This window comes from Vibrio sp. GLN_1 (assembly GCF_043106015.1).
Classification (GTDB): domain Bacteria; phylum Pseudomonadota; class Gammaproteobacteria; order Enterobacterales; family Vibrionaceae; genus Vibrio; species Vibrio parahaemolyticus.
Genome location: NZ_JBICMD010000004.1, coordinates 492,244 through 505,844 on the forward strand (window position 1 = coordinate 492,244; position 13,601 = coordinate 505,844).

A 13,601-nucleotide genomic window follows, 5' to 3' on the forward strand; every position below is an offset into this window, starting at 1 on the left:
TGAGACACTGTATGTCACGTACAATAATGGCCTTCGACTTCGGTACTAAAAGTATTGGTAGCGCGATTGGTCAAGAAATCACTGGCACCGCTTCACCACTGAAAGCGTTTAAAGCCAATGATGGCATTCCAAATTGGGATGACATCGAAAAGCAAATTAAAGAATGGCAGCCAGACTTATTGGTCGTAGGCCTGCCAACGGATTTGCATGGTAAAGATTTAGAAACCATCACCCCGCGAGCGAAAAAATTCGCGAAGCGTCTGCAAGGTCGTTATGGCTTGCCTGTTGAATTGCATGATGAGCGCTTATCAACTTCAGAAGCGCGCGCAGAATTGTTCAGTATGGGTGGCTACAAAGCCTTATCCAAAGGCAATATCGACTGCCAATCTGCCGTGGTCATTCTGGAAAGTTGGTTTGAAGCGCTTTGGGGCGAATAAACCTCGCAAGCACAATGAAAAAGGTTGGCAGAAGCCAACCTTTTTTGTGTCTTGAATACGCTTAATCCATATCGATTTTGACGTTGGCAAGACTGCCTGTAGAGAACGGCTCACCACGCTGTGTTTTCAGCATTAAACGAAGATCGTTGGCAGAATCCGCACTGTGCAGTGCATCCTCTTCGCTGATCTTACCTTGCATCACCAGCTTGTAGAGCGATTGGTCAAACGTCAGCATACCAAACTCATTGGATCGTGCCATGGTTGATTTCAATTCGTGTAAATCACCACGACGGATCAAATCCGACACTCGTGGACTGTTTAGCAAGATCTCAAACACACCATGTCGCCCTTGACCATTCTTATCACGGATCAGCTGCTGACCAATCACGCCTTTTAGGTTCATCGACAAATCAAACAAGAATTGCTCTTTTTGATCTTTAGGCACCAAATGGAGAATACGCTCTAACGCTTGGTTGGCGTTGTTGGCGTGCAACGTTGCCATACACAAGTGACCCGTTTCGGCGAAGGTCATCGCGTATTCCATCGTTTCTCGGCTACGGATCTCGCCAATCAAAATCATATCTGGCGCTTGGCGCAACGAGTTTTTCAGTGCGACTTCATAGCTTTCGGTATCCAAACCCACCTCACGCTGAGTCACGATACAACGCTTATGCTCATGCACAAATTCGATCGGATCTTCGACCGTCAAGATGTGACCGGTTTTGTTGCTGTTTCGATAGCCCGTCATCGCCGCCATCGTGGTCGATTTACCCGAGCCAGTCGCGCCGACCACCAGCACCAAACCACGCTTGGCAATCGCTAAGTCTTGCAGCACTAAAGGCAGTTTTAACTGCTCAAAAGTAGGAATGATGGTTTCGATACGGCGAATAACTGCACCCGGCAGTTCTCGCTGAAAAAAAGCACTAACACGGAAGCGACCACAATCTCTGACGATAGCAAAGTTTGATTCGCGGCTTTTGCGAAACTCCTGACGCCGATCCGGATCCATTGCGCTATCAAGCAACTTTGCAACATCATGTTCGGTGAGTTTCTCCCCTTGCGGACGCAATTCGCCATCCACACGAAATAGAATTGGCGCACCAACCGTGATGTAAAGATCCGACGCTTTTAGCGTCAACATACCTTCAAGAAATTTATTCAGATCCATCTTCCGTATTCACCATTATCTGTATGAGCGTTACGAGAATTGCTGCACTTCAAGCCCAATCTTGCTGTCGACTTCTTCGCGCGAAACCATACCTTGCGCCATCAACTGACGGGCATTTTGTTCCATGGTTTGCATTCCATGCGCGGCACCCGTTTGAATGATTGAGTACATCTGCGCGACTTTGTCTTCGCGAATCAAGTTACGAATCGCGGGCGTTGCCATCATGATTTCGTGACAAGCGATACGACCACCGCCATTACGTTTCAACAGTTTTTGCGCGATAACTGAACGAAGGGATTCAGACAACATGGAACGCACCATGTCTTTGTCACTACCAGGGAACACATCGATGATACGGTCGATGGTTTTTGCTGCTGAACTGGTGTGCAACGTACCGAAAACTAGGTGACCCGTTTCCGCCGCCGTTAACGCTAGGCTGATGGTTTCTTTGTCACGCATCTCACCGACAAGGATCACATCTGGGTCTTCACGCAATGCGCTGCGTAGCGCGTTTTGGAAGCTATGGGTATCACGGTGAACCTCACGTTGGTTGATCAAACACTTATTGTTGTTGTGAACAAATTCAATCGGATCTTCAATTGTGAGGATATGCTTGTTGTGATTACGGTTAATGTAGTCAACAATGGCTGCTAAGGTTGTCGATTTACCAGAACCCGTTGGGCCAGTAACCAAAACCAAACCTTTTTCAGCATTCGCGATTTTTTTGAAGATCTCTGGCGCTTCTAGCTCTTCCAGAGTTGGGATGCTACTTGGGATGGTACGGAACACTGCCGCACAACCGCGAGATTGGTTGAAAGCGTTGACACGAAAACGGCCAACGTTATGCAATTCAAAAGAGAAATCGACTTCGAGTTTTTCTTCGAACTCACTGCGCTGGGCATCGTTCATGATTTCAAAAACCAAACGATGCACTTCTTGGTGTGTAAACGCTGGAATGCCCAGTTTTCTCACATCACCATCAATACGAACCATTGGTGGTACACCTGCAGAAAGATGTAGATCCGAAGCATTATGTTTTACACTAAAATCCAGTAACTCAGTGATATCCATTTAAAATCCTTAAGTCTAAAGTACAGCTATGAGTAGTATTCAACAAAATATTGAACATATCACCTCTCAAATTCGACGCGACGAACAAAAATGTGGTCGATCTCCAGAGTCAGTGCAACTTCTAGCGGTAAGCAAAACTAAACCTGTCGAGGCAATTCTCGAAGCCTACCAAGCGGGACAAACCGCGTTTGGTGAAAACTACGTCCAAGAAGGCGTCAGTAAAGTTCAGCACTTTGCCGAGCATTATCCAGATAATCGAATCGAATGGCACTTCATTGGCCCGATTCAATCTAATAAATCGCGACTTGTTGCTGAACATTTCGATTGGGTTCACACCATTGATCGCGCTAAGATCGCACAGCGACTCAATGAGCAACGTCCGCAAGAACTCAAACCATTGCAAGTGCTGATTCAAGTCAACACCAGTGGTGAAGATTCCAAATCTGGCGTTAGTGACGCAGAAATATTCGAACTGGCTGAGTTGATTTCTCGCCTTCCCAACCTCACTTTAAGAGGATTGATGTCGATTCCTGCGAACGTGTCAGACTACGACGCCCAGCTTCGTGAATTCGAGAAGCTAGCGACACTGAAGCAAGCCCTTGAACAGCAATACCCAGAAATCGATACCTTATCGATGGGCATGAGTGGCGACATGACCGCTGCGATTGAAGCAGGCAGCACCATGGTTCGTATCGGAACGGCTATCTTTGGCGCGCGAGACTACAGCACGAAAAGTGAATAGTCATTTAAGAGCGAAAATGCTTAATTGATACCGCGATGAAACAGCGGTTAACGCAAAGCGGCGCCATTATACACCTGAGCGCACAATAAATCGTAAATATCATGATGGAAATCAGACAAATGGAACATAAAAAGATCGCCTTTATCGGTGCGGGAAACATGGTCAGAGCCATTGTTTCTGGCCTCGTGGCTAACGGCTACCCTGCACAAAACATTGTTGCAACCGCCCCATCAGAGGCGCGTCGTCTGCCGCTTGAGCAAGATTTTGGTATCCGTACCACCAGCGACAACATGCTGGCAGCGTCCGAGGCCGATGTGGTGGTTCTGTCTGTGAAACCACAAATGATGGCGGATGTTTGTAAACCTCTGCAATCTATCGACTTTAGCAACAAGCTCGTGATTTCTATTGCGGCAGGCATCAATTGTTCACGTTTGGATGAGATGCTAGCGACAAAATTGAATTTGGTTCGCGTAATGCCAAACACTCCATCTCAGTTGGGTTTGGGCATGAGTGGCTTATTCGCTCCAGAACATGTCAAAGAACAAGACAGAGCCTTTGCCGCAGAACTGATGCAAGCGGTTGGTAAAGTTTGCTGGGTGGAACAAGAATCTGGCATCAACAATGTGATTGCAGCCGCAGGCAGCGCTCCGGCATACTTCTTCCTGTTTATGGAAGCGATGCAAGCTGAAGCGATAGCTCAAGGTTTTGATAAAGAAACGGCTCGTTTGTTGGTTCAACAAGCAGCGCTGGGTGCGGCAAGTATGGTGGTGAGCAATCCAGACACTGAACTTTCGACACTGCGTGAAAACGTGACTTCGAAAGGCGGCACAACCGCCGAAGCACTTCGTACATTCAACGAACATCAGTTAACGGACATCGTTGCAAAAGCCATGCAAGCTGCGGTTGCTCGCGCAGAAGAAATGGAAAAACTGTTTTAATTATCTGGATGATTCTCAAGAAACATCATCCACTACTTGTTAAGGGTACCTTATGAATTCAATGAGTTTTCTCATCTCAACCCTATTTGACCTGTATATCATGGTCGTGATTTTGCGAATTTGGTTGCAAGCTGCACGTGCAGATTTCTACAACCCGTTCTCGCAATTTATTGTAAAAGCGACTCAGCCAGTCATTGGCCCACTGCGTCGTGTTATTCCATCAATCGGCAATATTGACCTTGCAACGGTTCTGTTCGCTTACGTGCTGTGTGTATTGAAATTTGTCGCGCTGATTCTGATTGCGTCTAACGGCTCTGTCTCTTTTAGTGTTGATTTCCTATTCTTAGGCTTGTTATCGCTACTAAAAGCTGCTGGTGGCCTTCTGTTCTGGGTATTGTTGATTCGCGCAATCCTAAGCTGGGTGAGCCAAGGCCGTAGCCCAATTGAATACGTGTTCCATCAATTAACCGAGCCAATGTGCGCACCAATTCGTCGCGTACTTCCTGCTTTTGGCGGCTTGGATTTGAGCGTGCTGGTTCTGTTCATCGGTTTACAATTCGCAAACTTCTTGATGGGCGATATTATTGGTCCTATTTGGTTCCAACTGTAATGTCCGCAGCAGTTTGGCAAGATGGCGAGGACATCGTCCTTAAGCTTTATATTCAACCAAAAGCAAGCCGCGATAAAATCGTCGGCTTGCACGGTGAAGAGCTCAAAATCGCCATCACTGCACCGCCTGTCGATGGCAAAGCCAATGCTCACCTCACCAAGTTCTTAGCCAAGCAGTTCAAAATCGCTAAGGGTTTGGTTCACATAGAAAAAGGTGAACTAGGACGGCACAAACAAATTCGGATAGAATCGCCCGTACAGATACCTGCTGAAGTAAAAGCCATCTTATGATGGCTTTTTATTTATAATTTTGTACCACACTTACTAGTACCAACTATCGGACATGCTTTTTTAACCTGCCACTCGGGTAAAATTGCAACTATGGTTGGCTCATAACGAGTGCTTTGAGGAAGTAACAATGAGCAAATGGATTACCGCATTACTGATCAGTCTGTTGTCATTACCGACCTTTGCTGAACAGTTCAAAAACATGAAAGACATCGAAGTACACTATGTGGCTTTTAACTCGACTTTCCTGACACCTAAAGTCGCTCGCAGCTACGACATCAAACGTAATGGTTACGTGGCTGTAGTGAACATCAGCGTGTTAGACAGCGCCTCTTTAGGTAAGCCAGCGGTCGAGGCGAAGGTAGGCGGACACGCGAAAAACTTAATTGGTCAAACTCAAAAGTTGACCTTTCGTGAAATTAAAGAAGGTGAAGCCATTTACTACTTAGCCGAGCTGCCAATTACTCACGAAGAAACTTTTACCTTCGATATTGACGTTAAAGCTGGAAACAAAGGCTCAGGTAAGCTTAAATTCACCCAGAAATTTTTGGTCGAAGAGTAATTGGGTTGTGATGATCTAAATGCTTTTTGATCTAAGTAGGCCAAAAGCCTCTATCAGTTCCAGAATATCTAGAGGAGAACGATTTGTTCTCCTCTATCACTATTAAAAGAGATTCCCATGAAAAAAATTGTGCTAGCAACAGGCAACCAAGGCAAAGTTCGCGAGATGGCAGATCTACTGTCTGACTTCGGTTTTGAAGTATTAGCGCAAAGTGAATTCAACGTATCAGAAGTTGCTGAAACGGGCACCACATTCATTGAGAACGCAATCATTAAAGCTCGCCATGCCGCGCAAGAAACTGGCTTACCAGCGATTGCAGATGATTCTGGTCTGGAAGTCGATTTCCTAAAAGGTGCACCGGGCATCTACTCAGCACGTTACGCAGGCGAAAAAGCCTCTGACCAAGAGAACTTAGAGAAATTGCTAGCCGCAATGGAAGGCGTGCCAGAAGCAGAGCGTACCGCGCGTTTTCACTGCGTATTGGTATTGATGCGTCACGAGAACGATCCAACACCTATCGTTTGTCATGGCAAATGGGAAGGTCGCATTCTGACTGAAGCACATGGCGAAAATGGCTTTGGTTACGACCCTATCTTCTTCGTACCAGAAGATAACTGTGCGTCAGCAGAGCTAGAGCCGGCACGTAAAAAGCAGTTGTCTCACCGCGGTAAAGCACTGAAATCACTGTTTGCTCAGTTATCAGCGCAAGCCGCACAGTAAGATCGAGTGAACTTGTCCATGTTAACGCCCCCAGCACTCAGCTTGTATGTACACATCCCATGGTGTGTACAAAAGTGCCCTTATTGCGACTTTAACTCCCATGCGCTTAAAGCGGAGATCCCAGAAGAAGAGTACATCAGTGCCCTTCTAGAAGATCTGGATACCGATATTGATAAGTACCGCTTAAATGACGCACCGCGTCCGCTGCATTCCATCTTCATTGGCGGTGGTACGCCAAGTTTGATTTCTGCAGAAGGCATTGAGCGTTTGCTAAAAGGCATCGAAGCGCGAATTCCATTCAAGCCAGACATTGAAATCACTATGGAAGCAAACCCTGGCACCATCGAAGCAGAGCGTTTCGTGGGTTATCGTAAAGCGGGCGTCACGCGAATTTCCATCGGAGTTCAAAGCTTTGAGCAGGAGAAGTTGGAGCGTCTAGGACGAATTCATGGTCAAGACGAAGCCGTTAATGCAGCGAAACTTGCCCATCAAATTGGTTTGAACAGCTTTAACCTCGACTTAATGCACGGCTTACCCGATCAAAGCATCGAACAAGCGCTAGCCGATTTGGACAAAGCGATTGAGCTCGCACCGCCGCACCTGTCTTGGTATCAGCTCACCATCGAACCAAACACCATGTTCTACTACAAGCCACCGACACTACCAGATGACGATGACTTGTGGGACATCTTCGAACAAGGGCATGAAAAGCTAGCAGCAGCAGGTTACGTTCAGTACGAAATCTCTGGCTACAGCAAACCGGGCTATCAGTGTCAGCACAACCTGAATTACTGGCGCTTTGGTGATTACCTCGGCATCGGCTGTGGCTCACACGGCAAATTGAGTTTCGCTGATGGCCGCATCATTCGTACCACGAAAGTGAAGCATCCTCGTGGCTACTTGGCCGCTTATCAAAATATGGTAAAACCGTATTTGCATACCGAGCAGCTCGTTGCCGATGAAGACCGCCCATTTGAGTTCTTCATGAACCGCTTCCGCTTGATGGAAGCGTGTCCGAAGCAAGATTATGTGGATACCACGGGCTTACCGCTCAGTACCATTCAAGACACCATTGATTGGGCGTTAGAGATGGGCTATTTGAGTGAAACGGAGACGCACTGGCAGATCACCGAGAAAGGAAAGCTGTTCCTCAACGACTTACTTGAAGCCTTTATGGCTGAAGAAGACGAAGAGTAAACCACGCGAACTACAAAAAAGCCTCTCAGACGAGAGGCTTTTTGTATAGAAACAGTTAACACTAAAAAATCGAACGGCCAATTCGCTCAGAGAGCAGTTCCAGTGCTTTCGTACCCGCCAGCGAGTTCCCTGACGCATCAAGTTCTGGAGACCAAACCGCAATGGTCATTTCTCCCGGCACTACGGCAATAATACCGCCGCCAACGCCAGATTTACCCGGCATACCGACACGGTAAGCAAACTCACCTGCGCCATCGTACAAACCACAAGTCGCAAGCAATGCATTCAGTTGCTTCGTTTGTGTTGGTGACACCACTGGCTTGCCCGTTTGCACGGAAGTGCCTTTATTAGCAAGGTAGCTAAAGGTTTTTGCTAAATCCACACAGCTCATCTTTAAAGCACAGGCATGGAAGTAGTTTTGTAGCACAGGAATAACCTCGTTTTCGAAGTTCCCGAATGAACGCATTAGGTAAGCAATCGCCGCGTTGCGATCACCGTGCATCATTTCCGACGCGGCCACGACTTTGTCATAGACAATGTGAGTATCGCCCGACAACTGACGAACAAACTCAAGTAAGCGCTGACGAGGTGCAGACAAACGACTTTGCAGCAAGTCAGCCACAACAATTGCACCCGCGTTAATAAACGGGTTGCGTGGAATACCCTGTTCCATCTCCAACTGAATCAGCGAGTTAAACGCCTGACCGGATGGCTCTTTACCTACTCTTGCCCAAATTTCTTCTCGTTTGTACAAGCACATGGCCAACGTTAGGCTCAGTGCTTTCGAAATAGACTGAATAGAAAAAGACTCATCGGCATCGCCAGCCTTAATCACTTCACCTTCATTGGTGTATACCGCAATAGCTAATTTATTATTCGGTACTTTTGCCAGAGCCGGAATGTAGTCCGCCACTTTTCCTTGGCCGATCAAAGGGCGCACTTCCGCCAGAATATCTGTCAAAATTTCCGCTGTCGGTTTCATTGTCTACCTTCTTGTCACAAGAGTATTCGCTCAGAGGTAAAAAAAGCCAACAGAGCGTTGGCTTTTCATCGGATTCGTTATCGAAGATTCGATTATGGTTTCACTGCCACAATAATATTGCGGTTGATAGATTGATCAACACGGTGAAGATAACCGATGTAAGGCTCTTCTGAAAGTACCTTCCACCCTTGCTCTTCAAATAATGCCGCGACATCTTTCCATTTCAACGTGAATTCATTGAAAGACAGCACTACAGAACCTTGTTTTTTCAGCACCACTTTCCATGCAGGCAGAGCCTCTTTCAAAAGCTCTAGTGGGCTACGGTTCAGCTTGCTGTCTTTGGCATTTTTGCTACCGTGCTGCACACCATAAGGTAGGTCAGACACCATGACGTCAACCGAGTTTTTCTTCACAACTTGGTCAGCGATACGGGTATCTGCTGAATACAACTTCATGGTTTGAAGATTACCCTGGAGGTAGTCTTCTTTACTTGCAGCCGCTTCAACAACGAAGCCATCTGCCACTTTCTTGCCACCAGAAGTGCGCTTTTCTTTGCTCACTTTGTGCTTGAAGCGGCCATTCTTCATAAACTTAACGATGAAGGTTTGGATCTCTTGAACCCATTTCTGGTTGATCTCCACACCCACGACATTCAAGCCATGGATCAAACCTTCAAACAGTGTCGTACCCTTACCACACATTGGATCCATCAGCGTTAGCTGCGTGCTGTCAGTATTTGCAGCACTCACGCCAAGGTTAACCATCAAGCGAGTAAACTGCTCATTGGTTTTACCTGTATAACGCAGGATCTGGCTCATGCTCTCAGGGAAAGTATTGAATGCAGGCGCCTGAATTGGACGAAGCAAACCATCTTCACGCACTTCAAACAGCGCGTAATAGATAGAAGATGCGGCAATCTTACGAGACTGCGCTTCACTTAACGCTTGCTCACAAGAAAACACCAGCGCCGCAGGTAAACCCACGTCTTTGCTGCCAATTTCAGTCACTTCAACACCTTCAGAGGCCAAAATCGCTTTAAGCTCTGAGCATGCAATGGTCATTGCGCTATCAAAGTAAATTCGGTTGTGACCCGGATTCGCTAATATCGCGTAGTGGTACATCAACTGACTCCTTAAGCAGTGCGTTTGTATTTAATATCCCACACACCGTGACCTAGACGGTGACCACGAGCTTCAAACTTCGTCAGTGGACGATCTTCAGGACGAGGAACAAAGTCACCGTCTTGCGCAATATTTTCGAAACCTGGCGCTTGGTTCATGATTTCAATCATGTGCTCTGCGTAGTTTTCCCAGTCTGTTGCCATGTGGAAAATGCCTTCGTTCGGGATAAGCTTTTGACGAACCATTTCAGCAAACTCAAGCTGCACGATACGACGCTTGTGGTGACGCTTTTTGTGCCAAGGATCTGGGAAGAATAACTGTAGCGTAGCAAGGCTGTCATTTGGGATCATGTGCTCAAACACTTCAACCGCATCGTGACACATTACGCGAAGATTAGTGATACCCGCTTCGCGTGCATCTGAAAGACAAGCACCAACACCTGGGCTATGTACTTCAATACCGAAGAAGTTTTTCTCAGGCGCATTCTTTGCCATTTCAACTAATGAAGCACCCATACCAAAACCGATTTCTAGTACGACTGGATTATCGTTACCAAACACTTCTTTCCAATCAAGAAGTTCTGCTTTGTAGTCGATACCCATTGTTGGCCAGCACTCGTTCATCGCGTTCTCTTGGCCTTTCGTTAGACGACCTTCGCGACGTACAAAACTGCGGATTTTACGGATCAGCTTGCCGTCTTCGTTGTATTCGTTAGTGGTTACTTCACTCATTGATTTTGCCTGCACATTGATTAATCAAAGCGGGGATTATCCAAAGAATTTACTCGGGTGCAAGTATTTGTTGAGCTTGTGGCCTATCGCTACCCAAAAGCCATCACACCCCCTGTAATATCCCCACTGTTTACCAGTTGTACTTCTTACCCATTCTGTGGTGCAATTTTGCCCCTAACCAATAATAGAATACAGAGCAAGTCGTGACCCCTTTCGCCAGTGCCATCTTAGAATGGTATGACGCATACGGAAGAAAAGATCTTCCGTGGCAACAAAACAAAACCGCATACAGTGTCTGGTTGTCTGAAATCATGCTTCAGCAAACACAGGTCACTACCGTTATTCCTTATTACCAACGCTTCTTGGAACGCTTTCCGACTGTCGTCGACCTTGCAAACGCAGAGCAAGATGAAGTGCTACACCTTTGGACTGGCCTAGGTTATTACGCGCGTGCTCGCAACCTTCATAAAGCAGCTAAAGAGGTCGCCCATAAATACAGTGGCGAGTTTCCACTTAATCTAGAACAAATGAATGCGCTTCCTGGAATTGGTCGCTCAACCGCAGCAGCCGTATTGTCATCGGTACACAAGCAACCGCATGCCATTCTTGATGGCAACGTAAAACGAACGCTATCACGCTGCTTTGCTGTAGAAGGTTGGCCAGGCCAGAAGAAAGTTGAAAATCAGTTATGGGAAATTGCCGAAGCGCATACTCCGCAAACTGATGTAGATAAGTATAACCAAGCCATGATGGACATGGGGGCGATGGTTTGTACCCGCAGCAAACCTAAGTGCACCCTATGCCCTGTTGCTGATTTATGTGTGGCGAAAAAACAAGGGAACGTGCTCGACTACCCGGGTAAAAAGCCGAAGAAAGAAAAACCGGTCAAACAAACCCGCTTCGTGATGCTTCATCACCACAATGAGAACGGACACGAAGTCTGGCTAGAACAAAGACCACAAACTGGTATTTGGGGAGGTTTATTTTGCTTCCCACAAACCGAACATGTGGACGTCGAAAGCGATATCGATTTACTACTTGAGCAACGTGGTATAAAAGCCAGCGACATCAATAAGCAGGAAACGTTAATCACGTTTCGCCATACATTTAGTCATTACCACCTAGATATCACACCGATTTTGATTGACCTGTCAAAGCAACCCGATGTGGTAATGGAAGGCAGCAAAGGTCTTTGGTATAACTTATCTCAACCTGAAGAAGTGGGGTTAGCCGCACCAGTAAAACTTTTATTGGAAGCGCTACCTCACGAACTTCGTTAATTGAATACAAGGAGTCATTATGAGCCGCACTGTGTTTTGTGCTCGACTAAAGAAAGAAGGCGAAGGTCTGGACTTTCAACTTTACCCAGGTGAACTAGGTAAACGCATTTTCGATAACATCTCGAAAGAAGCTTGGGCTCAGTGGCAACACAAACAAACCATGTTGATCAACGAGAAAAAGCTCAACATGATGGATCCAGAGCATCGTAAACTGCTCGAAACCGAAATGGTGAACTTCCTATTCGAAGGCAAAGACGTTCACATTGAAGGTTACACACCACCAAGCGAATAAAGCCAATTTGTTCAAAAGCAATGACATCACAACCTAAACTGTGATGTCATTTTTCCTCCAGCGTCTTGTCCTCATCACCTAAAAACTTATGAAGAAAATTGCTTTTATTGCCACCGCTCTCTTATTGGCGGGCTGTAGCCGCGAATTCGTCGAAAAAATTTATGACGTGAACTACGAGCCAACCAACCGCTTTGCAAACAACCTAGCAGAGCTACCAGGTCAGTTTGAGAAAGATACCGCCGCACTCGATGCGTTGATCAATAGCTTCTCAGGCAATATCAAAAAGCGTTGGGGACAACGTGAAGTGAAGTTCGCAGGTAAAAGTAACTACGTTAAGTACATCGACAATTATTTAAGTCGGGCAGAAGTGGATTTCCAGAAAGGTCTTATCACTATCGAGACCGTTTCTCCGACCGAACCACAAAAACACTTGAAGAACGCGATCATCACCACATTGCTAACGCCAGATGATCCAGCAAACGTCGACTTGTTCTCATCGAAAGAGATCAAACTCGAAGGCCAACCCTTTTTGTACAAACAGGTGCTCGATCAAGATAAAAAGCCCATTCAATGGTCATGGCGCGCGAATCGCTTCGCTGACTATCTGATTGCCAATAATATCAAAACCAAAGATGTAGACTTTAAAAAAGCGTATTACGTTGAGATTCCAATGGTAGAGGATCACTTCTCTCAGCGTAGTTACCAATACGCGGATATCGTGCGTCGCGCGTCAAAAAAATACGACATTCCTGAAGATCTGATTTACGCCATCATCAAAACCGAGAGCAGTTTTAACCCTTACGCAGTAAGTTGGGCCAATGCTTATGGATTGATGCAAGTAGTGCCTAAAACCGCTGGTCGTGATGTATTTAAGCTCGTAAAGAACAAATCAGGACAACCTAGCCCAGAGTATTTGTTCAACCCAGAAAACAATATTGACACAGGAACCGCCTACTTCTACATCCTCAAAAACCGTTATTTACGCGAAGTTCAGCATCCAACTTCGTTAGAGTACAGTATGATTTCCGCTTACAACGGTGGAACTGGTGGTGTTTTAAACACATTTAATCGCAGTGACCGAAAACGCGCGATGCGAGATCTCAATTCTTTGCAACCCAACCAAGTTTATTGGGCGCTAACTAAGAAACATCCGAACGCTGAAGCGCGTCGTTACCTAGAAAAAGTTACAAATTTCAAAAAGGAATTTAACTCTGAGCACACTTTGTAATGACAGTTGAATAAAAAGCGTTCGAACAACCACTTTTTTGAAATTATTTAAAAAAAGTGGTTGACGCAAAGCGGGAAAATCCGTTTAATAGCGCTCCGTTGCCCGGATAGCTCAGTCGGTAGAGCAGAGGATTGAAAATCCTCGTGTCGGTGGTTCGATTCCGCCTCCGGGCACCACAATTTGATTTGTTGGTGTCTTAGCAAAAGTTATTACACGAACAAAAGCACAAAGAATA

16 protein-coding genes and 1 tRNA gene are annotated in these 13,601 nt (G+C 46.2%); 12 read left to right on the forward strand and 5 right to left on the reverse strand.

All coding sequences use genetic code 11. From position 1 onward, the window contains the following. Positions 1-11: 11 nt before the first annotated feature. Complete coding sequence (ruvX, locus tag ACF8OV_RS02610; RefSeq protein ID WP_005461715.1) at positions 12-437, forward strand: Holliday junction resolvase RuvX; 426 nt, start codon at positions 12-14, stop codon at positions 435-437. Between the two features lie 61 nt (positions 438-498). Here ruvX and ACF8OV_RS02615 read toward each other — a convergent pair whose 3' ends face one another. Both ACF8OV_RS02615 and ACF8OV_RS02620 read right to left on the reverse strand, forming a co-directional pair. After that, complete coding sequence (locus ACF8OV_RS02615) at positions 499-1,605, reverse strand: PilT/PilU family type 4a pilus ATPase (RefSeq protein WP_005461714.1); 1,107 nt, start codon at positions 1,603-1,605, stop codon at positions 499-501. A gap of 30 nt (positions 1,606-1,635) precedes the next feature. After that, complete coding sequence (locus ACF8OV_RS02620; protein ID WP_005461712.1) at positions 1,636-2,676, reverse strand: type IV pilus twitching motility protein PilT; 1,041 nt, start codon at positions 2,674-2,676, stop codon at positions 1,636-1,638. Positions 2,677-2,704: 28 nt separating this feature from the next. Here ACF8OV_RS02620 and ACF8OV_RS02625 point away from each other — a divergent pair, with 28 nt between their 5' ends. The 7 genes from ACF8OV_RS02625 to hemW all read left to right on the forward strand — a co-directional run bounded on the left by ACF8OV_RS02625 (position 2,705) and on the right by hemW (position 7,732). Further along, complete coding sequence (locus ACF8OV_RS02625; RefSeq protein ID WP_021450047.1) at positions 2,705-3,418, forward strand: YggS family pyridoxal phosphate-dependent enzyme; 714 nt, start codon at positions 2,705-2,707, stop codon at positions 3,416-3,418. Positions 3,419-3,537: 119 nt separating this feature from the next. Continuing rightward, positions 3,538-4,356 (forward strand): pyrroline-5-carboxylate reductase, encoded by an 819-nt coding sequence (gene proC / locus ACF8OV_RS02630; protein ID WP_005482485.1) that lies wholly within the window; start codon positions 3,538-3,540, stop codon positions 4,354-4,356. Positions 4,357-4,408: 52 nt separating this feature from the next. Next, positions 4,409-4,966 (forward strand): YggT family protein, encoded by a 558-nt coding sequence (locus ACF8OV_RS02635; protein WP_005482440.1) that lies wholly within the window; start codon positions 4,409-4,411, stop codon positions 4,964-4,966. After that, positions 4,966-5,256, forward strand: coding sequence for a DUF167 family protein YggU (gene yggU / locus ACF8OV_RS02640; protein ID WP_005482461.1), 291 nt, complete (start codon positions 4,966-4,968; stop codon positions 5,254-5,256). The genes ACF8OV_RS02635 and yggU overlap by 1 nt, the downstream gene beginning before the upstream one ends. Positions 5,257-5,383: 127 nt before the next feature. Further along, positions 5,384-5,815 carry a DUF4426 domain-containing protein gene (locus tag ACF8OV_RS02645; protein ID WP_203505266.1) on the forward strand — a complete coding sequence of 144 codons (432 nt, stop codon included), beginning with the start codon at positions 5,384-5,386 and terminating at the stop codon, positions 5,813-5,815. A gap of 117 nt (positions 5,816-5,932) precedes the next feature. Further along, positions 5,933-6,535, forward strand: a complete 603-nt coding sequence (locus ACF8OV_RS02650) for an XTP/dITP diphosphatase (RefSeq protein WP_140292787.1) — start codon at positions 5,933-5,935, stop codon at positions 6,533-6,535. Positions 6,536-6,553: 18 nt separating this feature from the next. Then, the gene (gene hemW / locus ACF8OV_RS02655) at positions 6,554-7,732 is read left to right on the forward strand and encodes a radical SAM family heme chaperone HemW (protein ID WP_005482442.1); all 1,179 of its coding nucleotides are present in this window, start codon (positions 6,554-6,556) and stop codon (positions 7,730-7,732) included. A gap of 61 nt (positions 7,733-7,793) precedes the next feature. Here hemW and glsB read toward each other — a convergent pair whose 3' ends face one another. From glsB to trmB, 3 genes are all read right to left on the reverse strand, one after another. After that, on the reverse strand, positions 7,794-8,714 hold the full coding sequence (gene glsB, locus ACF8OV_RS02660; protein ID WP_317676124.1) for a glutaminase B: 921 nt from the start codon (positions 8,712-8,714) through the stop codon (positions 7,794-7,796). Between the two features lie 92 nt (positions 8,715-8,806). Continuing rightward, positions 8,807-9,835 (reverse strand): TRM11 family methyltransferase, encoded by a 1,029-nt coding sequence (locus ACF8OV_RS02665; RefSeq protein WP_005482466.1) that lies wholly within the window; start codon positions 9,833-9,835, stop codon positions 8,807-8,809. Positions 9,836-9,846: 11 nt separating this feature from the next. After that, positions 9,847-10,566, reverse strand: a complete 720-nt coding sequence (gene trmB, locus ACF8OV_RS02670) for a tRNA (guanosine(46)-N7)-methyltransferase TrmB (RefSeq protein ID WP_025510552.1) — start codon at positions 10,564-10,566, stop codon at positions 9,847-9,849. Between the two features lie 203 nt (positions 10,567-10,769). Between trmB and mutY the strand changes: the two genes are divergently transcribed. The 4 genes from mutY (at position 10,770) to ACF8OV_RS02690 (ending at position 13,542) form a co-directional block, all read left to right on the forward strand. Further along, positions 10,770-11,846, forward strand: a complete 1,077-nt coding sequence (gene mutY, locus ACF8OV_RS02675) for an A/G-specific adenine glycosylase (RefSeq protein WP_005482480.1) — start codon at positions 10,770-10,772, stop codon at positions 11,844-11,846. 19 nt (positions 11,847-11,865) lie between these two features. After that, positions 11,866-12,138 carry an oxidative damage protection protein gene (locus tag ACF8OV_RS02680; protein WP_005482430.1) on the forward strand — a complete coding sequence of 91 codons (273 nt, stop codon included), beginning with the start codon at positions 11,866-11,868 and terminating at the stop codon, positions 12,136-12,138. An 88-nt stretch (positions 12,139-12,226) separates the two neighbouring features. Then, entirely contained in the window at positions 12,227-13,366 is a 1,140-nt protein-coding gene (gene mltC / locus ACF8OV_RS02685; RefSeq protein WP_005490305.1) for a membrane-bound lytic murein transglycosylase MltC, read from the forward strand. Positions 13,367-13,466: 100 nt separating this feature from the next. After that, positions 13,467-13,542, forward strand: a tRNA-Phe gene (locus tag ACF8OV_RS02690). Positions 13,543-13,601 lie beyond the last annotated feature (59 nt).